This window comes from Pseudomonas rhizoryzae (genome assembly GCF_005250615.1).
GTDB lineage: Bacteria > Pseudomonadota > Gammaproteobacteria > Pseudomonadales > Pseudomonadaceae > Chryseomonas > Chryseomonas rhizoryzae.
This window is the reverse complement of sequence record NZ_SULM01000007.1, coordinates 127,345-145,892: the sequence shown is the minus strand read 5'-3', so window position 1 is coordinate 145,892 and position 18,548 is coordinate 127,345. Positions and strand designations below refer to the sequence as shown.

Annotated in this window: 19 protein-coding genes and 1 other RNA gene; 9 read left to right on the top strand and 11 right to left on the bottom strand. The window is 64.1% G+C overall.

All coding sequences use genetic code 11. From position 1 onward, the window contains the following. The first annotated feature begins 3 nt into the window (after positions 1-3). Entirely contained in the window at positions 4-2,232 is a 2,229-nt protein-coding gene (gene ppk1 / locus FAZ11_RS13025) for a polyphosphate kinase 1 (protein ID WP_081049661.1), read from the top strand. Between the two features lie 864 nt (positions 2,233-3,096). Here the strand turns inward: ppk1 and ppx are convergent. From ppx to FAZ11_RS13000, 5 genes are all read right to left on the bottom strand, one after another. Continuing rightward, positions 3,097-4,596: an exopolyphosphatase gene (gene ppx / locus FAZ11_RS13020; RefSeq protein ID WP_058760456.1), complete on the bottom strand. Its 1,500-nt coding sequence runs from the start codon at positions 4,594-4,596 to the stop codon at positions 3,097-3,099. A gap of 112 nt (positions 4,597-4,708) precedes the next feature. After that, positions 4,709-5,440, bottom strand: a complete 732-nt coding sequence (locus tag FAZ11_RS13015) for an amino acid ABC transporter ATP-binding protein (RefSeq protein ID WP_058766001.1) — start codon at positions 5,438-5,440, stop codon at positions 4,709-4,711. Then, positions 5,427-6,077, bottom strand: coding sequence for an amino acid ABC transporter permease (locus FAZ11_RS13010; protein WP_193557156.1), 651 nt, complete (start codon positions 6,075-6,077; stop codon positions 5,427-5,429). Before FAZ11_RS13010 ends, FAZ11_RS13015 begins: the two co-directional genes overlap by 14 nt. Beyond that, the gene (locus FAZ11_RS13005) at positions 6,074-6,739 is read right to left on the bottom strand and encodes an amino acid ABC transporter permease (RefSeq protein ID WP_058766000.1); all 666 of its coding nucleotides are present in this window, start codon (positions 6,737-6,739) and stop codon (positions 6,074-6,076) included. The genes FAZ11_RS13010 and FAZ11_RS13005 overlap by 4 nt, the downstream gene beginning before the upstream one ends. Positions 6,740-6,752: 13 nt before the next feature. Next, entirely contained in the window at positions 6,753-7,535 is a 783-nt protein-coding gene (locus FAZ11_RS13000) for a transporter substrate-binding domain-containing protein (protein WP_058765999.1), read from the bottom strand. Positions 7,536-7,799: 264 nt separating this feature from the next. Between FAZ11_RS13000 and FAZ11_RS12995 the strand changes: the two genes are divergently transcribed. From FAZ11_RS12995 to FAZ11_RS12975, 5 genes are all read left to right on the top strand, one after another. Further along, on the top strand, positions 7,800-8,495 hold the full coding sequence (locus tag FAZ11_RS12995) for a FadR/GntR family transcriptional regulator (protein ID WP_058760318.1): 696 nt from the start codon (positions 7,800-7,802) through the stop codon (positions 8,493-8,495). Between the two features lie 250 nt (positions 8,496-8,745). Then, on the top strand, positions 8,746-9,072 hold the full coding sequence (gene trxA, locus FAZ11_RS12990; protein ID WP_058760317.1) for a thioredoxin TrxA: 327 nt from the start codon (positions 8,746-8,748) through the stop codon (positions 9,070-9,072). A gap of 226 nt (positions 9,073-9,298) precedes the next feature. Next, positions 9,299-10,561: a transcription termination factor Rho gene (gene rho, locus FAZ11_RS12985; RefSeq protein WP_058760316.1), complete on the top strand. Its 1,263-nt coding sequence runs from the start codon at positions 9,299-9,301 to the stop codon at positions 10,559-10,561. Positions 10,562-10,680: 119 nt separating this feature from the next. Continuing rightward, positions 10,681-12,147 carry a 4-hydroxy-3-polyprenylbenzoate decarboxylase gene (gene ubiD, locus FAZ11_RS12980; RefSeq protein ID WP_058765998.1) on the top strand — a complete coding sequence of 489 codons (1,467 nt, stop codon included), beginning with the start codon at positions 10,681-10,683 and terminating at the stop codon, positions 12,145-12,147. Between the two features lie 11 nt (positions 12,148-12,158). After that, positions 12,159-13,127 (top strand): CDP-6-deoxy-delta-3,4-glucoseen reductase, encoded by a 969-nt coding sequence (locus FAZ11_RS12975; RefSeq protein ID WP_058772271.1) that lies wholly within the window; start codon positions 12,159-12,161, stop codon positions 13,125-13,127. A 114-nt stretch (positions 13,128-13,241) separates the two neighbouring features. Here the strand turns inward: FAZ11_RS12975 and glpT are convergent, their stop codons facing one another. Beyond that, complete coding sequence (glpT, locus tag FAZ11_RS12970) at positions 13,242-14,582, bottom strand: glycerol-3-phosphate transporter (protein WP_058772270.1); 1,341 nt, start codon at positions 14,580-14,582, stop codon at positions 13,242-13,244. A 193-nt stretch (positions 14,583-14,775) separates the two neighbouring features. Here glpT and FAZ11_RS12965 point away from each other — a divergent pair, with 193 nt between their 5' ends. Further along, positions 14,776-15,801, top strand: a complete 1,026-nt coding sequence (locus tag FAZ11_RS12965; protein WP_058772269.1) for a DUF5924 family protein — start codon at positions 14,776-14,778, stop codon at positions 15,799-15,801. Positions 15,802-15,845: 44 nt separating this feature from the next. Beyond that, positions 15,846-16,253, top strand: coding sequence for a flagellar basal body-associated protein FliL (locus FAZ11_RS12960; protein ID WP_058760311.1), 408 nt, complete (start codon positions 15,846-15,848; stop codon positions 16,251-16,253). Between the two features lie 9 nt (positions 16,254-16,262). On the opposite strand, the gene FAZ11_RS12955 is transcribed toward FAZ11_RS12960, so the two are convergent. Continuing rightward, positions 16,263-16,718 (bottom strand): EVE domain-containing protein, encoded by a 456-nt coding sequence (locus FAZ11_RS12955; RefSeq protein ID WP_058760310.1) that lies wholly within the window; start codon positions 16,716-16,718, stop codon positions 16,263-16,265. 182 nt (positions 16,719-16,900) lie between these two features. Here FAZ11_RS12955 and FAZ11_RS24775 point away from each other — a divergent pair, with 182 nt between their 5' ends. Next, complete coding sequence (locus tag FAZ11_RS24775) at positions 16,901-17,050, top strand: hypothetical protein (protein WP_167371460.1); 150 nt, start codon at positions 16,901-16,903, stop codon at positions 17,048-17,050. Between the two features lie 5 nt (positions 17,051-17,055). Here the strand turns inward: FAZ11_RS24775 and FAZ11_RS12950 are convergent, their stop codons facing one another. The 4 genes from FAZ11_RS12950 to FAZ11_RS12935 all read right to left on the bottom strand — a co-directional run bounded on the left by FAZ11_RS12950 (position 17,056) and on the right by FAZ11_RS12935 (position 18,473). Further along, entirely contained in the window at positions 17,056-17,670 is a 615-nt protein-coding gene (locus tag FAZ11_RS12950; RefSeq protein ID WP_058760309.1) for a 5-formyltetrahydrofolate cyclo-ligase, read from the bottom strand. A 10-nt stretch (positions 17,671-17,680) separates the two neighbouring features. Next, positions 17,681-17,858: non-coding RNA, 6S RNA (gene ssrS, locus FAZ11_RS12945), on the bottom strand. Between the two features lie 79 nt (positions 17,859-17,937). Next, positions 17,938-18,246: a cell division protein ZapA gene (locus FAZ11_RS12940; RefSeq protein WP_058760308.1), complete on the bottom strand. Its 309-nt coding sequence runs from the start codon at positions 18,244-18,246 to the stop codon at positions 17,938-17,940. Next, positions 18,243-18,473, bottom strand: a complete 231-nt coding sequence (locus tag FAZ11_RS12935) for a TIGR02449 family protein (RefSeq protein WP_058760307.1) — start codon at positions 18,471-18,473, stop codon at positions 18,243-18,245. Before FAZ11_RS12935 ends, FAZ11_RS12940 begins: the two co-directional genes overlap by 4 nt. Between the last annotated feature and the right edge of the window lie 75 nt (positions 18,474-18,548).

Here is an 18,548-nt window from a genome sequence, read left to right as displayed (position 1 = left end):
TCAATGAGTAGCCAGGGTTTCGTCGAAACCGATCTGCAACAGCCCGTCAGCGCCGAATCCCTGGGCGATGCCCAGGAAACGGTCGCGCTGGACGGCGAGGCGCAGCAGCCCGCGCCGGTGGTGGAGGCGCCTGCCGCACCTGCCGTCCCGGCCGCCAACGTGGATGACAGCAGCCTCTATATCCATCGCGAGCTGTCGCAGCTGCAGTTCAACATCCGGGTGCTGGAGCAGGCCCTCGACGAATCCTATCCGCTGCTCGAGCGGCTCAAGTTCCTGCTGATCTTCTCCAGCAACCTGGACGAGTTCTTCGAGATCCGCGTGGCGGGTCTCAAGAAGCAGATCGCCTTCGCCCGCGAACAGGCCGGCGCCGACGGCCTGCTGCCGCACCAGGCGCTGGCGCGGATCAGCGACATCGTCCATGGCCAGGTGGAGCGGCAGTACGCCATCCTCAACGACGTGCTGCTGCCGGCCCTGGCCGAACAGCAGATCCGCTTCATCCGCCGGCGCTACTGGGACACCAAGATCAAGGCCTGGGTGCGCAAATTCTTCCGCGACGAGATCGCGCCCATCATCACCCCCATCGGCCTGGATCCGACCCACCCCTTCCCGCTGCTGGTGAACAAGAGCCTCAACTTCATCGTCGAGCTGGAGGGCATGGACGCCTTCGGCCGCGACTCGGGTCTCGCCATCATCCCGGCGCCGCGCCTGCTGCCGCGGGTCATCCGGGTACCGGAGGAAGTCGCCGGGTCCGGGGACAACTATGTCTTCCTGTCGTCGATGATCCATGCCCATGCCGACGACCTCTTCCCCGGCATGAAGGTCAAGGGTTGCTTCCAGTTCCGCCTGACCCGTAACGCCGACCTCTCGGTGGACACCGAAGACGTCGAGGACCTGGCCCGCGCGCTGCGCGGCGAACTCTTCTCGCGCCGCTACGGCGATGCCGTGCGGCTCGAGGTGGTGGACATCTGCCCGAAACACCTCACCGACTATCTGCTCAAGCAGTTCGGTCTGGGCGATAGCGAGTTGTACAAGGTCAACGGCCCGGTCAACCTGACCCGGCTGTTCTCCATCACCGGGCTGGATAGCCATCCGGAGCTACAGAACGCGCCCTTCACGCCGACCATCCCCAAGCTGCTGCAGAAGAAGGAAAACCTCTTCAACGTGTTGGGCAAGCTCGACGTGCTGCTGCTGCATCCCTTCGAGTCCTTCACCCCGGTGATCGACCTGATGCGCCAGGCGGCCAAGGACCCCAACGTCCTGGCGATCAAGCAGACGCTCTATCGCAGCGGTGCCAATTCCGAGATCGTCGACGCCCTGGTGGACGCGGCGCGCAGCGGTAAGGAGGTGACCGCGGTCATCGAATTGCGCGCGCGCTTCGACGAAGAGTCCAACCTGCAACTGGCCAGTCGTCTGCAGCAAGCTGGCGCCGTGGTCATCTATGGCGTGGTGGGCTTCAAGACCCACGCCAAGATGATGCTCATCCTGCGTCGCGAAAACGGCGAATTACGCCGTTATGCTCACCTGGGCACCGGCAACTACCACGCCGGCAACGCCAAGCTGTACACCGACTACAGTCTGCTGACCGCCGATGTGGCCCTCACCGAGGACGTACAGAAGCTGTTCAGCCAGCTCATCGGCATGGGCAAGACCCTGCGCATGAAGAAGCTGCTGCACGCACCCTTCACCCTGAAAAAGAACCTGCTGGAGATGATCAACCGCGAGGCGGTGGCCGCCAGCGAAGGGCGTCCGGCGCAGATCATGGCCAAGATCAACGGCCTCACCGATCCCAAGGTCATCCGCGCGCTCTACAAGGCCAGCCAGGCCGGGGTGAAGATCGACCTGGTGGTGCGCGGCATGTGCTGCCTGCGTCCGGGTGTGCCGGGCGTGTCGCACAACATCCAGGTGCGCTCCATCATCGGCCGCTTCCTGGAGCACAGCCGCATCTACTACTTCCTCAACGGCGGCGACGAAAAGCTCTACCTCTCCAGCGCCGACTGGATGGAGCGCAACCTCGACATGCGCGTCGAGACCTGCTTCCCGGTGGAGGGCAAGAAACTCATCGGCCGGGTCAAGAAGGAGCTGGAAGGCTACCTCACCGACAACACCCAGGCCTGGGTGCTGCAGGAGGACGGTAGCTACGTGCGGCAGTCGCCCACGGGCAACCAGAATGCCCGGAGCGTGCAGGCAACACTGCTGGAGCGGTTGGCCAGTCCGGTGGTGAATACGCGCTGAGGGGCGGCGGGCCCATATCGCCATGGGCCCTGATCGGTTTCGTAGGTTGGGTTGAGCACCAGCGAAGCCCAACGGTGTGGGTGATTGGTGCCCTAGCTATTCATTAAATTTCGCCGGTACCTCGTGTTTCGCCCACCCGGGCGAGTCACTTTTGCCAGTCGCGGCTGCGCGCCCCGGACAAAAGTAACCAAAAACGCTGTCCCCACGTTTCGGCCCTCCGCTCTACGCTCCGGGTCCCCTCGCTCCGGTGCCGCTCCGGGGGCACGGCACGAAGGGGCCTCCTGCCCCTCGCGCCTTGCTCGGCGTCCTGCCTCGCATCCCCCTCCGCAACACCTGCACTCGGCCTCACTGACGGGGACGAACGCCAGCCTGAGGCTGTGGTGTTTACAGGCAGAGCCAGAGTGATTCGTAGCGTGGAAAACCGCGAAGCGTTTTCCACTGGCGCGTAACGTCGCTCCCTGTGGACAAGGCTGCGCCGTTGTCCACGCTACGACCGCTTACGGCTCTTCAACCAACACTTTCAGGCTAGCGAATCGCCCCGTTCAGGAGGGCGAACGCCAGTGTCGTGGAGTGGGTCGAGCCGCATGGATGCGGCGAGAGGCCTAACGGGCCATGGACGGCCCGTGTAGGCCGACCCCGGAGCGGCGCTGGCGTGAGCGGACCCGTAGCGCAGCGGAGGGCCGGATGGTCGGGGCAAGCGTTTTTGGTTACTTTTGTCCGGGGCGCGCAGCCGCGACTGGCAAAAGTGACTCGCTCGGGAGAGCGAAACAAGAAGTGCCAGCAAAACTCGGTAACCAGCTAGTGCACCAATAGCTCAAAGCGCTGGTCTTCGCTCCCGCTCAACCCAGCCTACGAAAACTCCCCTCAGCGCACACTCAACTGATACCCAACCCGCTCCAACCACTGGGCCTCCAGCTCGAAATCCGCCTGGGTCAGGGGATTCTCCGCCAGCCAGCCATCGGGGAATTGCACGTCCAGGCTGCGCTCACCGGCGCTGAGCTGGACGTCCGGGATGCTCTTGTGGCGGATGTGATGGAAGAGGATGGCGAAGCGCAGCAGCAGCGTCAGACGCAGCAGCGGTTCGCCTTCCGCGCCCAGTTCCTGCAGACGCTCCACCGGAATGTTGCGGCGATGGCCGCGCACCAACAGCGCCAGGGCCTGCTGGTCGCGGCGGGAGAAGCCGGGCAGGTCCGAGTGTTCGATCAGGTAGGCGCCGTGCTTGTGATACTGGTAGTGGGCGATGTCCAGGCCCACCCCGTGCAGGCGCGCCGCCCAGCGCAGCAGTTCGGCGTGGTTCTCGTCGGTCAGGCTCCAGGCATCGGCTACCTGGGCCAGGGATTTCAGCGCGCGCTTCTCCACGCGCTCGGCATGGCGCTGGTCCACGTGATAGCGCTCGGCCAGGGCCTTGAGGGTGCGCTCGCGGACGTCCTCGTGGCTGTGGCGGCCGATCATGTCGTAGAGCACCCCTTCGCGCAGGGCGCCTTCGGAGAGATGCATCTCCTGCAGTTCCAGGGCCTTGAAAAGGGCTTCGAGGATGGCCAGGCCACCGGGCAGGATGGCGCGGCGATCAGGCTTCACACCGTCGATGGTGAGCAGGTTGATGTCGCCCTGCTTGAGCAGCTTGCGCTTGAGCCACTCGATGCCGTCCGGGGTGATCTCGCCGTTACCGCGGCCGGAGGCCTGGATCGCCAAGGCCACCGCGCGGATGGTGCCGGAGGCGCCCAGGGCTTGATGCCAGCCCATTTCGCGCAGGCCCTGGTCAATGTTCATCAGTTCCAGGCGGGCGGCGGTGTAGGCGCGGGCGTACTGGGCCGCGGTGATCTTGCCGTCGGCGAAGAACCTCTTGGTGTAGCTGACGCAACCCATCTGCAGGCTCTCGCGCTGCAGGGTCTCGAAGCGCTGGCCGATGATGAATTCGGTGCTGCCGCCGCCGATGTCGGTCACCAAGCGACGGCCGGGTACGTCGGGCATGGAGTGGGACACGCCCAGATAGATGAGACGGGCCTCTTCGCGGCCGGAGATGACTTCCACCGCATGGCCGAGCACGGCTTCGGCGCGCTGGATGAATTCGGCGCGGTTGCGCGCTTCGCGCAGGGCGTTAGTGCCCACCACCCGCACGGCGCCACGCGGCATGCCGGCGATCAGTTGGGCGAAGCGACGCAGGCAGTCCAGGCCCCGCTGGATGGCTTCCTCGCTGAGCAGGCGCGACTCGTCCAGGCCGGCGGCCAGCTGGATCTTTTCGCCCAACCGCTCGAGGATGCGGATCTCCCCATGGGAGTTGCGGGCCCGAACGATATGGAAGCTGTTAGAACCCAGGTCGATGGCGGCGATCAGTTCATGGGGCTCGGCTGGCGAAGGCTGCATCTGGAGGCTCTCGGCGATAAACCGCGCCATCGTGCCAGCTAGCCGGTGACGGCTTCAAGCGCACAGCGGTTACGGTTGCGCAAAGTGGCAGAAAAAATAGGGTTTTTCCGAATCAGGAGGCCACCTGCCCAATGAATTGGGCCAGTTCCGGCGTCTGTGGCCTGGCGAACAGCTCCTGGGGATGGCCACTTTCATGCACCTTGCCCTGGTGCATGAACACCAGCTTATCGCCCACTTCACGGGCGAATCTCATCTCGTGGGTCACCATGATCAGCGTCATGCCCTCGCTGGCCAGTTGCTTGACCACGGCCAGCACCTCGTTGACCAATTCCGGGTCCAGCGCCGAGGTGATCTCGTCGCACAGCAGCACCTTGGGTGACATCGCCAGGGCGCGGGCGATGGCCACCCGCTGCTGCTGGCCGCCAGACAGACGATCCGGATAGCTGTCGAACTTCTCGGCCAGGCCGACCCGGTCGAGCATCTGCCGGGCCAGGCTGCGCGCCTCGTCCTTGTTGGTCTTCTTCACCACCTGGGGCGCCAGCATGACGTTCTCGCCCACGGTGAGGTGGGGAAAGAGATTGAACTGCTGGAAGACCATGCCGACCTTCTGCCGGAGCGAACGCAGGTTGGCACGGGCGGCGTCGAGGTATTCGCCATCGACCTCGATCACGCCGTCGTTGATCGACTCCAGGCCGTTGAGGGTGCGCAGCAGGGTGCTCTTGCCCGAGCCGCTCTTGCCGATGATGGCCACCACCTGGCCTTCTTCCACGGTCAGGTCGATACCCTTGAGGACGTGGTGATCCCCGTAATACTTGTGCAGGGCGGTCACTCTAAGCAGCGGCATGCAGTCTCCTTTCCAGCCAGCGAGCGGCCAGCGACAGCGGGTAGCAGAGGATGAAATAGCCCAGTGCGGCAAGGCCGTAGACGGTGAAGGGCTGATAGGTGGCGTTGGCGAGCATGCCGCCGATCTTGGTCAGCTCGGTGAAGCCGATGATGGAGGTCACCGCCGTGCCCTTGACCACCTGTACCGAGAAACCGACGGTGGGCGCCACGGCGATGCGCAGCGCCTGGGGCAGGATCACATGGCGCAGTTGTTCGAAGCGGGTCATGGCCAGGCTTTCCGAGGCTTCCCACTGACCGTGGGGAATGGCCTCGACGCAGCCGCGCCAGATTTCGGCGAGATAGGCGCTGGTGAACAGTGTCAGGGCCAGCCCGGCGGCGAGCCAGGCGGGTACTTCCAGGCCCAGCAGCGACAGCCCGAAGAAGGTCAGGAACAGCTGCATCAGCAGCGGGGTGCCCTGGAACAATTCGATGTAGCCCTTGGCCAGCAGGCGCAACGGGCGCCGGGTGGAGGTGCGGGCCAGCAGGATCAGGATGCTGGCCAGGCCGCCGAACAGGAAGGTCGCCAGCGACAGCACCAGGGTCAGGCCAGCGCCGCTGACCAGGCTGCGGAGGATATCGGCAAGGGTGAAGTCCATCAGCGCCTCCTGACGATGAAGAAGACGCCCAGCCAGTGCAATGCCTGGCGGACACCAATGGCCATGAGCAGATAGATCAGGGTGGTAATCAGGTAGGTCTCGAAGGCGCGGAAGTTGCGCGACTGGATGAAGTTGGCGGCGAAGGTCAGCTCTTCGGTGGAAATCTGCGAGCACACCGCCGAACCCAGCATCACGATCACCACCTGGCTCGACAATGCCGGCCAGACCTTGGCCAGTGCCGGACGCAGGATCACGTAGCGCAAGGTCTCGAAACGGGTCATGGCCAGGGCGGCGGCCGCTTCCAGCTGGCCGCGCGGGATCGCCTGGATGCCGGCGCGGATGATCTCGGTGGAATAGGCGCCGAGGTTGATCACCATGGCCAGCACCGCCGCCTGCCCGGCTTCGATGCGAACGCCGATGGAGGGTAGGCCGAAGAAGATGAAGAACAGCTGGATAAGGAAGGGCGTGTTGCGGATCAGCTCGACGTAGACCCCGAACAACTGGGCGAAAGGCCGCAGGCGCCAGGCCCGGCAGGTCGCACCGACGATACCGATGAGGATGCCGAAGAAGCCACCGACCGCGGTCAGCTCAAGGGTATAGAGGGCACCCTTGAGCAGCAGGTCGCCGTGGGCGAGCACCGGTTGGAAATCGAACTGATACGCCATGGCGCGGCTATCCTCAGAGGTCCTTCGGCAGGGGATCGCCCAGCCATTTCTCGGAGTTCTTGCTCAGGGTGCCGTCGGCCCGGGCCTCGTCGAGGATGGCGTCGACCTTGGCCTTCAATGCCGGCTCGTTCTTGTTGACGCCAATGTAGACCGGCGAGTCCTTGAGCTTGACCTTGAGCACCGGCTCCTTGGCCGGATTGCGCGCGCCGATCACCTTCATCACCACGCTACCGCTGGCGATCAGGTCGGACTGGCCGGCCAGGTAGGCGGCGATGGTGGAGTTGTTGTCCTCGAATCTCTTGATGGTGGCGTCCTTGGGCGCCACGTCGGTCAGCGCCAGGTCCTCGATGGAGCCGCGGGTCACCGAGATCGTCTTGCCGGCCAGTTGCTCGGGAGTGCTGATGGCGGCGTCCTTGGGCCCGAACACGCCGAGATAGAAGGGCGCGTAGGCCTTGCTGAAGTCGATGACCTTTTCCCGGTCGGGATTCTTGCCTAGGCTGGAGACGACCAGATCGACCTTGCCGGTGGTCAGGAAGGGGATACGGTTGGTGCTGTTGACCGGAGTGACTTCCAGCTTCACGTGCAGCTTGTCCGCCATCAGCTGGGCCGTATCGATATCCAGGCCGCGCGGCTTGAGGTCCGGTCCGATCGAGCCGAAGGGCGGGAAGTCCTGGGGTACGGCTACGCGCAGGACGCCGCGTTGTTGGATATCGGCCAGTTGATCGGCCTGGGCAGGGGCGTGCAGGGCAGTCAGGCCCAGGGCGAACAGGGAAAGGGCGGTCCAGCGCTTGAGCATGACGAAACTCCGAATAGGAAGGGTGGCCCAGCGCAGTGCATTTCATGTGCCAGCGCTTCGCCGGCTGGCTACAACGGGCGTCACGCCTGAGGATTGGTCTTACTGGTCTGAACAGTTGGCTGTGCCTCGGTGGCGCCGCGCTATGTGCCGTGAGCCGCTTTGGTGCGCGCTTGTCGCCCTGTGCCCCGCCTTGGGGCTGCACTTGAACTGAGCGGAAATTGAGCATAAAAGGCGAGCTTCCGGACTGACTGGCCTGACCACGCCATGCCCCTCGCTGCCAACCGTGCCGTACCCCAATATGCCGTCGACGCCATTCGCCGACTGATCGAGACCGAAGGCTATGCACCGGGTGCGGCCTTGCCGGCGCAACGCGAGCTGGCCGAGCGGCTGGGCGTCAGTCGTGCCTCCCTGCGCGAGGCGCTGTCCACCTTGAGTGCCCTGGGCCTGGTCAGCGTCCAGCCCGGGCGTGGGGTCTATGTGCAGGAAGCGACCCCTGAGGCGGACGGCCTCTGGCCTTTCGCGGGCGAGGTCAGTGCGGCGCATGTCTTCCAGTTGCGTTTCGCCCTGGAGGGCTTCGCTGCTGGCCTCGCCGCGGTGACCCTCACGCCCGACGAGCTGGATCGGCTGGAGGACAATCTCGGTGCCCTGCACGGGGCGCTACGGACGAACGAATTGGAGCAGGCCGCTGCCCTGGACTTCGACTTCCACCGCCAATTGCTGCTGGCGGCGGACAATCCGGCCATGCTCGCGGTGATCACCACCAGCCCCGAGCGCTTCCACGAAAGCCAGAAGCTGCCCTTCGTCCGCCCGGAGCGGGCGCTGGAGACCTGGCAGGAACATCGCCGCATCCTGCGTGCCCTGGCCCGGCGTTCTCCGGTGGCGGCCCAGAAAGCCATGCGCGAACATATCCGCAATGCGGCGCTGCGCAGTGGAACACCTTTCCCGGTGCCCGCTGTCTAAAAAGCTATCCACAATCGGCTGCGCGTCGGCCAAACTGCGTTGAAAAGGCTTTCGGAATGCTCATTTACCGCACGTAAACTCCGCTTCCTCAGGCCTTCTCGCCTTGTTTGTCTCTAGCTCGCCAGATCGTGAATAGCTTTCAGTATCAATATCCGTCATAGCCACCATCAATGTTCGAGTGCTTTCGAAGTGGCGGCAGCAGGGCTATGATGGCCGCACTTCAAGTCGCACCCGAATTCGGAGAGAGTCAATGAGCGAATACATCACCAACGTCAGCGACGCCAGCTTCGAGCAGGACGTGCTGAAGTCCGAAAGCCCCGTGCTGGTCGACTACTGGGCCGAATGGTGCGGTCCCTGCAAGATGATCGCCCCCGTGCTGGACGAGATCGCCAAGGACTACCAGGGCAAGCTCAAGGTCTGCAAGCTGAACATCGACGAAAACCAGGACACCCCGCCCAAGTACGGCGTGCGTGGCATCCCGACCCTGATGCTGTTCAAGAACGGTGCGGTCGAGGCCACCAAGGTCGGCGCCCTGTCGAAGTCGCAGCTGGCCGCCTTCCTCGACGCCAACGTCTGAGGTTAGGTCGAAAGCCCCGCTCTGCGGGGCTTTTTTATGACTGAACGGCTGGACGCGCACCGAGCTAGGTGCTAGATTCCAGCCCACGACCCCTGCTAGCGGGTCGTCTTCTCATCTGCTGTAGCCGTCAGTTCTCCTCTTCAGAACACATCTCGCGACGCTAATCTCGCATCCGGCCGCTCAGCTCGAATCCCTCCTTCGCCTCTTCTCACGTCAACATACGTCTATGAATCTGACCGAACTCAAGCAAAAGCCCATTACGGAACTGTTGGAAATGGCGGATGCCGCGGGCTTGGAAAACATGGCCCGGTCCCGCAAGCAGGACATCATCTTCGCCCTGCTGAAGAAACATTCGAAAGGTGGCGACGAGATTTCCGGCGACGGCGTCCTGGAGATCCTGCAGGATGGCTTCGGTTTCCTGCGTAGTGCCGATTCCTCCTACCTGGCCGGCCCCGACGACATCTACGTTTCTCCCAGCCAGATCCGTCGCTTCAACCTGCGCACCGGCGACACCATCATCGGCAAGATCCGCCCGCCGAAAGAGGGCGAGCGCTATTTCGCGCTGCTCAAGGTCGACACCATCAACTTCGACCGTCCGGAAAACGCCAAGAACAAGGTGCTGTTCGAGAACCTCACGCCCCTGTTCCCCAACAAGCGCCTGACCATGGAAGCCGGCAACGGCTCCACCGAAGACCTCACCGGTCGGGTCATCGACCTCTGCGCCCCCATCGGCAAGGGTCAGCGCGGTCTGATCGTCGCGCCGCCCAAGGCCGGCAAGACCATCATGCTGCAGAACATCGCGGCCAACATCACCCGCAACAATCCCGAGTGCTACCTCATCGTGCTGCTCATCGACGAGCGTCCCGAGGAAGTGACCGAGATGCAGCGCACCGTGCGCGGTGAAGTAGTAGCCTCCACCTTCGACGAGCCGCCGACCCGCCACGTGCAGGTTGCCGACATGGTGATCGAGAAGGCCAAGCGCCTGGTCGAGCATAAGAAGGACGTGGTCATCCTGCTGGACTCCATCACTCGTCTGGCGCGTGCCTACAACACCGTGATCCCCAGCTCCGGCAAGGTGCTCACCGGTGGTGTCGATGCCCATGCCCTGGAGAAGCCCAAGCGCTTCTTCGGCGCCGCCCGTAACATCGAGGAAGGCGGCAGCCTGACCATCATCGCTACCGCGCTGGTGGAAACCGGCTCGAAGATGGACGAGGTGATCTACGAGGAATTCAAGGGCACCGGCAACATGGAGCTGCCCCTGGATCGTCGCATCGCCGAGAAGCGCGTCTTCCCGGCCATCAACATCAACAAGTCGGGTACCCGCCGCGAAGAACTGCTCACCGACGAGGAAGAGCTGTCGCGCATGTGGATCCTGCGCAAGATCCTGCATCCGATGGACGAGATCGCCGGCATCGAATTCCTGCTCGACAAGTTGCGTCAGACCAAGACCAACAACGAGTTCTTCGATTCGATGAAGCGCGCCAAATAAGGCGTAGTCGCTTGCGAAAGGCCGGGACTTCCCGGCCTTTCGCGTTTCTGGCGCCAAGCTTTCTCGATCCGCGACTCAGGCGGTAGACTGCCAGACTTTCCCCAGCGCCAAGAGGCCGCATGCAATACCGAGATCTGCGTGACTTCATCCGCAGCCTGGAGCAGCGTGGTGAACTGAAGCGCGTGACCGCCCCGGTCTCGCCGATCCTCGAGATGACCGAAATCTGCGATCGGACCCTGCGCAAGCAAGGCCCGGCGCTGCTGTTCGAGAATCCCGTGGGTTTCTCCATGCCCGTGCTCGGCAACCTGTTCGGTACGCCCCAGCGCGTGGCCCTGGGTATGGGCGCCGAGGACGTCGGCGCCCTGCGTGAGATCGGCAAGCTCCTGGCCTTCCTCAAGGAGCCCGAGCCGCCCAAGGGCTTGAAAGACGCCTGGTCGAAGCTGCCGATCTACAAGAAGGTCATCAGCATGGCGCCCAAGGTGCTCAAGGACGCGCCCTGCCAGGAGGTGATCGAAGAGGGCGAGGCGGTCGATCTGGGCAAGTTGCCGATCCAGCACTGCTGGCCGGGTGACGTGGCGCCGTTGATCACCTGGGGCCTGACCGTCACCCGCGGGCCGAACAAGGAACGCCAGAACCTGGGCATCTATCGCCAGCAGGTGATCGGCCGCAACAAGCTGATCATGCGTTGGCTGAGCCATCGTGGCGGTGCCCTGGATTTTCGCGAGTGGTGCCAGAAGCATCCCGGCCAACCCTATCCGGTGGCCGTGGCCCTCGGCGCCGATCCGGCAACCATCCTCGGCGCGGTCACCCCGGTGCCCGATACCCTGTCCGAGTATGCCTTCGCCGGCCTCTTGCGCGGCAGTCGCAGCGAACTGGTCAAGTGCGTGGGCAATGACCTGCAGGTACCGGCCAGCGCCGAGATCGTGCTGGAAGGCGTCATCCATCCGGGCGAGACGGCGCCGGAAGGGCCCTATGGCGACCATACCGGCTACTACAACGAGGTCGATACCTTCCCGGTGTTCACCGTGGAGCGCATCACCCGGCGTCGCGAGCCCATCTACCACAGCACCTACACCGGGCGACCGCCGGACGAGCCGGCCATCCTCGGCGTGGCGCTCAACGAAGTCTTCGTGCCCATCCTGCAAAAGCAGTTTCCGGAGATCGTCGACTTCTATCTGCCGCCGGAAGGCTGCTCCTACCGCATGGCGGTGGTGACCATCAAGAAGCAGTACCCCGGCCACGCCAAGCGCGTGATGCTGGGCGTCTGGTCGTTCCTGCGACAGTTCATGTACACCAAGTTCGTTATCGTCACCGATGACGACATCAATGCGCGTGACTGGAACGACGTCATCTGGGCGATCACCACGCGCATGGATCCCAAGCGCGACACCGTGATGATCGACAATACCCCCATCGACTACCTGGACTTCGCCTCGCCGATCTCCGGCCTGGGCTCGAAGATGGGCCTGGACGCCACCCACAAGTGGCCGGGCGAGACCACGCGGGAGTGGGGGCGGGCGATCGTCAAGGACGAAGCGGTGGTCAAACGGGTGGACGAGATGTGGTCCAGTCTCGGGATCGATTAACGGAGACGACGATGAAGGTCACCCTGCAGCCCTCGGGCGCGGTACTGGAAACCCTGCCCGGGGAGGCGATCCTGGCGGCGGCGCAGCGGCTCGGCTACAGCGGGCCGCACAGCTGCCGCAATGGCAATTGCCAGCTCTGTGCCGCCCTGCTGGTGGAAGGCCAGGTCGACCAGCGCGGCCAGACCGCCGACCACGGCGAGATCTACGTCTGCGTGGCCGTGCCCCTGAGCGATTGCCTGCTGCAATGGGACGGGGTGCTGGCGCCGGGCGAGTTGCCGGTGCGCAGCCTGGCCTGCCAGGTGGTGGCGCTAGATGACGTGGGTGGCGACGTGCGCCGCGTGCGGTTGCGCGCCCCGGCCGGACGGCCACCGCGCTATCACGCCGGTCAGTACCTGATGATCGCTCGTGACGACGGCAAGCAGTCGGCGTTCTCCCTGGCTTCGGCGCCGCACCAGGGGCGCGAGCTTGAGTTGCACGTGCTGGCCCGCGAGGCCAGCAGTCAGGCGCTGTTGGCGCAACTCGAGCGCAAGGGCATGGCCCAGGTCGAGCTGCCCTACGGCGATGCGCACCTGGCTGAGTTGCCCGATGGTCCCCTGGTGCTCATCGCCGCCGGCACCGGCATGGCGCAGATGCACAGCCTGATCGAAGACGCCCGCACCCGTGGCTTCGCCCATCCCGTGCATCTGTACTGGGGCGTCCGTACGTCCGAGGACTTCTACGCCATCGAGGCCTGGGACGCCTGGGCAAGCCTGCCCAATCTGGTCTTGAACCGGGTGGTGAGCGATGCCTGCGGCTGGGAAGGCCGCTGTGGCCTGCTGCACGAGGTGGTACGCGCCGACTTCGCCGATCTGAGCGGTCTGCATGTCTATGCCAGCGGCTCGCCAGCGATGGTCTACGCCACCCTGGATGCCCTGGTGGAAGCCGGCATGGACGCCCACCAGATGCGCGCCGACGTCTTCGCCTACGCGCCGCGGAGCTAGCCCCATGGTCGCGATAAATGCATCCGTAGGGTGGAAAACCGCGTAGCGTTTTCCACCTTGAGCCCCAGTGGATGAGGCTACGCCGTCATCCACGCTACGGGATCATGTTCAGACTCAGCGCGCCGCCTTGGCCACCATTCCTGTGTGTCTCAGCGTCATTGCCAGGAAAACGATGGCCAGCACACAAGCGCCGATCAGCAGCATGAAGCCGCCGTCCCAGCCGTAGAGATCCACGGTGTAGCCCACCAGGGCATTGGCGGCCACCGAACCACCCAGGTAGCCGAACAGGCCGGTGAAGCCCGCAGCGGTACCAGCGGCCTTCTTGGGGACCAGCTCCAGCGCCTGTAGGCCGATCAGCATCACCGGGCCGTAGATCAGGAAGCCGATGCAGACCAGGGCCGCCAGGTCGACGCCGGGGTTGCCTTCTGGGTTGAGCCAGTAGACCAGGGTGGCGACCATCACGCCGAGCATGAACACCACGCCGGTAGCGCCACGATTGCCGCGGAACAGCTTGTCCGAGAGCCAGCCGCAGAGCAGGGTGCCGGGAATCCCGGCCCATTCGTAAAAGAAATAGGCCCAGGAGGTCTTTTCCACCGAAAAGTGCTTGGCTTCCTTGAGGTAGGTGGGCGCCCAGTCCAGCACGCCATAGCGCAGCAGATAGACGAAGACGTTGGCGAAGGCGATGTACCAGAGCAGGCGATTTTTCAGCACGTATTCGACGAAGATCTCCTTGGTGGAGAACTCGCGCTCGTGGCCTTCGCTATAGCCCTCGGGAAAGTCCTGCTTCCATTGCTCCACGGATGGCAGGCCGCAGGATTGCGGGGTGTCTCTCATGGTAATGAAGGCGAACACGGCCACTGCCAGGGCCACCACCGCCGGGACATAGAAGGCCGAGCGCCAATCGTCGAACAGGAACAGACCGAGCAGGAACAGCGGGCCGATCAGACCGCCGCCGACATTGTGGGCGACGTTCCATACCGAGACCACGCCGCCACGCTCCTTCTGCGACCACCAGTGCACCATGGTGCGACCGCTGGGCGGCCAGCCCATGCCCTGGAACCAGCCGTTGAGGAACAGCAGGACGAACATGGTGCTGACGCTGGCAGTGGCCCAGGGTGCGAATCCGAACAACAGCATCACCAGGGCTGACAGCGCCAGGCCGGCGGGCAGAAAGTAGCGCGGATTGGAGCGATCCGAGACCAGCCCCATGAGGAACTTGGACAGCCCGTAGGCGATGGCCACCGCGGAGAGCGCCACGCCCAGTTCGCCCCGGCTGTAGCCTTGTTCCACCAGTGATGGCATGGCCAGGGAGAAGTTCTTGCGCAGCAGGTAGTAGCCCGCGTAGCCGATGAAGATCCCGGCGAAGATCTGCCAGCGCAGGCGGCGATAGGTGGGGTCGATGCGATCGGCGGGCAGGGGCGGGCGATGAGCCGCAGGGGCGAAGATTCCAAGCATGAGTGCCTCGGTATTGTTATAGGTGTTAAGCGAAATCGAACATTCCTGGTTCGTTTTCGAATATTACAATGATATTACAGCGTGACCAGGCTTTTCCGCTCTGTGGCAACTGACCGGGGGTTGCCGCTTGATCTGGAAGGGCGGCGCGCCTAGGGTTGCGCCTCTATGCCGTCGTCGTTTTTCGCGAGTCGTTATGCCTGCCTGGAAAGTCCTGTATTCCCGTGTCCTGACCCTGATCACCGCGCTGTTCGAGCGCTATCCGCGGCTGATCGCCCTCGCTGGTTTCATCTCGGGGATCTGCAGCTTTCTGCTGGTCGACCGGCAGAAGGGCTTCGCCCCGGTGATGGCGGTGGTGATGCTGGCGAGCTGGGTCTGGTTGATGCTGGAAAACGTGCTCCGTGGCTGGGTCAGCCGCCGCTTCGGCTGGGAGCTGCCACCGCCGCTGCTGCGCTATGCCACCCAGTTGATCCACCAGGAAAGCCTGTTCTTCTGCCTGCCGTTCTTCGCCATCACCACCGCCTGGAACAGCGGCCAGGCGCTGTTCACCGGGCTGCTTGGCGCGGCGGCGCTGGTGTCCATCATCGATCCGCTCTACTACAAGGCCCTGGCCCCGCGGCGCTGGGTGTTCCTCAGCTACCACACCCTGACGTTGTTCGCGGTGCTGCTCACGGCCCTGCCGATCATCCTGCACCTGACCACCACCCAGAGCTACGAGCTGGCCCTGGGCGTCGCCGTGTTGCTGTCCTTTCCCAGTCTGGCGGTCGCCTTCAGGGTGCGGCTGGGGTGGCGCTGGCTGGGTCTGCTGGGGCTGTGCCTGGCCATCGGCGCCTTCGGTTGGGTGGGGCGCGCCTGGGTACCGCCGGCCACCCTGTGGCTGACCGACATGGGTATGAGCACCGACTTCGACAGTCTCAAGCGCGAGCCGGGTGAGGCGGTGAAGAGCCTTAGCGCCGCCCAGCTGCGGGCCCAGGGGCTCTACGCCTTCACCGCCATCAATGCGCCACGAGGTCTGAACGAGCGCATCTACCACGTCTGGCGCCACGCCGGTAAAGAAGTGGATCGTATTCCTCTGGATATCAGCGGCGGTCGCGAGGCCGGCTATCGCGCCTGGACCCACAAGCAGAACTTCGCCGGTGACGTGACCGGCCGTTGGCAGGTGCAAGTGGTAACGGACGTCGGCCAGGTGATCGGAACCCTCAGGTTCGAGGTGACCCCTTGAGCCCCGCTGGCTATGCTGCAGCCATCCACCCATGAGGATCCATCGTGAAAGCTGTCGCCGCCATTTTGTTGTCCTTCTGCCTGGCGTTGAATGTCTGGGCTAGCGAAGGGAAGAAAGAAGGGGAAGCCCCCAAGACCGAGTTCTACAACCTGACCCCGGCACTGGTCGGCAACTATGGCAGTGGCTCCAAGCTCAAGTACTACAAGGCCGACATCGCCCTGATGATGACCGGCAAGGAAGCCAAGGAGCGGGTGGAATTCCACGAGCCGCTGATCCGCAATCAGCTGGTGATGCTGTTCGCCCAGCAGACCGATGAGTCCATGAGTGGCGTCGAGGCGCGTGAGAAACTGCGCCAGGAAGCCCTCAAGCAGGTGCAGAGTGTGCTTACCCAGGAAGAGGGTAAGCCGCTGGTGGAGGATCTTTTGTTCAACAACCTGATCGTCCAGCCCTGAGACGAAGGCTCAGCCTCGACCAGCGGCGAGGATCGCCGCCCATTCCGCCGGGCTGACCGGCATCACCGAGAGTCGATTGCCCTTGCGCAGCAAGGCGAAGTCGGCGAGTGCCGGCAGCTCGCGCAGGCGCGGCAGGGTCAGCACCCGTGGAAAGGCCTCGACGAAGGCCACCTGGCGCGCCGTCCAGGGGTTGTTCTCCGCCGTAGCCTTGGGCGCGTGATAGGGGCTCTGCGGATCCAGCGCGGTAGGGTCGGCAAAGGCTTCACCAAGGATCCGGCCGATACCAGCAATGCCAGGTTCGGCGCAGCTCGAATGATGGAAGAGGAACAGCTCGTCGGGTGCCATGGCGCGCAGGAAGTTGCGGGCCTGGTAGTTACGCACGCCGTCCCAGCGGCCTTCGCCCAGGCGTTGCAGGTCGCTTAGCGAGAACTCATCGGGCTCGGATTTCAACAGCCAGAAGGCCACGGTTCGTCTCCTGACGAATGGAAGCTCGGGAGCTTAACGGAAAGGGGCTGGTCGATTGCAAGGGGCGACCGCTTGTCGCAGAATGCCGCGCATTCCAGATGAAGTCTGATCGTACGCGCTGAGCATACCAGGGCGACGTCGTGTCCTGCCCAAAGGTGCCAGCAAGGGGGTGGCCCAGCTCGATGAAACGTAAACCTGATCTGTTATGGGTACTGGTCCTGATCTTCACCCTGGGTGTCGTCACCACCGGTTACACGCAGAGCTTCTGGGAGCAGCGCCAGAGCCAGCAGCAGTATGCCCGCTACGTCAGCGAAACGCCGCCAGCGCGCTAGGTTCGTCAATCCGATTGGCCGTACCAGCCGCCATCGCTGACCACGGCCGCCATGGGCACGTCCCAGGCCGCCAGAGCCAGTCGCTCCACCTTCTGACATTCATGGGCGCAACCGATCAAACGCGGGCTGCGCCAATGCTGCCTGCGCGCGAGATAGGCCAGGTTGCGGTCATAGAAGCCCTTGCCCATGCCCAGGCGCCCGCCTTGGGGATCGAAGCCCACTAGCGGCATCAGGATGAGATCCAACGCCCAGGTCGGCCGGCCCAGCCGTCGATCCGGGCGCGGTTCGGCAATGCCGAAACGATTGCGTACCCAGGGCTCGCCGCGCCCGACTCGCTGAAAGATCATCGCCGTGCGCGGCCAGCGGGAGAGCACCGGTAGATAGGTGGCCTTGCCGCGGCGCTGGGCTTCTTCGAACAACGGGCGCGGATCGATCTCGCCATCGCTGGGCAGATAGAAGGCGATATGGCGGGCGCGCCGAAACAGCGGATGCTGCGCGAGTTGCCGATAGAGCTGGCGAGCGGCCTGGCGTTGCTGGACGGGGGTAAGGGCACGGCGGCGCTGGCGCAGCAATTTGCGCAGTGCGGGGCGACTGAGGTCGGGGGAGGGAGGGGTGGTCATGGAAATCGATGAGCTCTCCGGAATGCCGCTGCCGGTGTAGCCCTTGAACCCTTGGTTCAAGGTGGGAGAAGTCGTAGACCTTTAGGCTTTCCGCCGTGGCGGACATGCACACCAGTCTTACGAGCAACCCCCGGGGTGTTGCTTATCGGCTCGGGGACATGACCGACTGGCGCACACACCAGAGAGTGGCCTTCAGTATACGCCCCTGGGCCGAGATGCAAACCCCCGCCTATCCCGGCAGAGGCCAGCAGCCGCCAGGCCGACTGGTCAGGCGGTGGTGTCGTGTTCGGTGATCAGGGCGCGGTCGACCCGGTCCAGCAGGTCGCGTACCCGCTCGCGGGTGCTACTGACTTCCAGGCTGACATCGTCCTGGCGGTGCAGCAGTTCGTGGGTGATGTTGAGGGCGGCCATCACGGCCACGCGGTCGGCGCCGATGACCTTGCCGCTGGCGCGGATCTCGCGCATCTTGCCGTCCAGGTAACGGGCGGTGCTCTCCAGGTTGGCACGCTCGTCGGCGGGGCAACTGATGCGATATTCCTTTTCCAGAATCTGGACGGTCACGGTCTCGCTGCTCATGAGTCCTGCTCCAAAGCTTTCAGGCGTAAAATCATCGCTTCGACCTTCGACCTGGCCAATTCGTTCTTCTCGATCAACTCGGCGCGCTCCTGACGCCAGTGGCGCTCGCTGTGGCGCAGTTGTCGATTCTGCTGCTGGAGTTCCTCGAGACGCAGGAGCAGCCGCTCCACACGGTCACCGAGGGCATCCAGATCGGCGTCGAGAGGCGTGTCGCGAGACTCGCGCATGAGGGCTACAGCTCCAGAAGGGTGCAACGAGATTGGCCGCCGGCGGGGTCAGCGCGTAGGATAAGGCTTCATTCT

What these genes read in the sequence shown, in the direction of transcription:
- ppk1 (WP_081049661.1), top strand. Translation starts at nt 4, where the DNA reads ATGAGTAGCCAGGGTTTCGTCGAAACCGATCTGCAACAGCCCGTCAGC.
- ppx (WP_058760456.1), bottom strand. Translation starts at nt 4,596, where the DNA reads ATGCAGCCTTCGCCAGCCGAGCCCCATGAACTGATCGCCGCCATCGAC.
- FAZ11_RS13015 (WP_058766001.1), bottom strand. Translation starts at nt 5,440, where the DNA reads ATGCCGCTGCTTAGAGTGACCGCCCTGCACAAGTATTACGGGGATCAC.
- FAZ11_RS13005 (WP_058766000.1), bottom strand. Translation starts at nt 6,739, where the DNA reads ATGGCGTATCAGTTCGATTTCCAACCGGTGCTCGCCCACGGCGACCTG.
- FAZ11_RS13000 (WP_058765999.1), bottom strand. Translation starts at nt 7,535, where the DNA reads ATGCTCAAGCGCTGGACCGCCCTTTCCCTGTTCGCCCTGGGCCTGACT.
- FAZ11_RS12995 (WP_058760318.1), top strand. Translation starts at nt 7,800, where the DNA reads ATGCCCCTCGCTGCCAACCGTGCCGTACCCCAATATGCCGTCGACGCC.
- trxA (WP_058760317.1), top strand. Translation starts at nt 8,746, where the DNA reads ATGAGCGAATACATCACCAACGTCAGCGACGCCAGCTTCGAGCAGGAC.
- rho (WP_058760316.1), top strand. Translation starts at nt 9,299, where the DNA reads ATGAATCTGACCGAACTCAAGCAAAAGCCCATTACGGAACTGTTGGAA.
- ubiD (WP_058765998.1), top strand. Translation starts at nt 10,681, where the DNA reads ATGCAATACCGAGATCTGCGTGACTTCATCCGCAGCCTGGAGCAGCGT.
- FAZ11_RS12975 (WP_058772271.1), top strand. Translation starts at nt 12,159, where the DNA reads ATGAAGGTCACCCTGCAGCCCTCGGGCGCGGTACTGGAAACCCTGCCC.
- glpT (WP_058772270.1), bottom strand. Translation starts at nt 14,582, where the DNA reads ATGCTTGGAATCTTCGCCCCTGCGGCTCATCGCCCGCCCCTGCCCGCC.
- FAZ11_RS12965 (WP_058772269.1), top strand. Translation starts at nt 14,776, where the DNA reads ATGCCTGCCTGGAAAGTCCTGTATTCCCGTGTCCTGACCCTGATCACC.
- FAZ11_RS24775 (WP_167371460.1), top strand. Translation starts at nt 16,901, where the DNA reads ATGAAACGTAAACCTGATCTGTTATGGGTACTGGTCCTGATCTTCACC.
- FAZ11_RS12950 (WP_058760309.1), bottom strand. Translation starts at nt 17,670, where the DNA reads ATGACCACCCCTCCCTCCCCCGACCTCAGTCGCCCCGCACTGCGCAAA.
- FAZ11_RS12940 (WP_058760308.1), bottom strand. Translation starts at nt 18,246, where the DNA reads ATGAGCAGCGAGACCGTGACCGTCCAGATTCTGGAAAAGGAATATCGC.
- FAZ11_RS12935 (WP_058760307.1), bottom strand. Translation starts at nt 18,473, where the DNA reads ATGCGCGAGTCTCGCGACACGCCTCTCGACGCCGATCTGGATGCCCTC.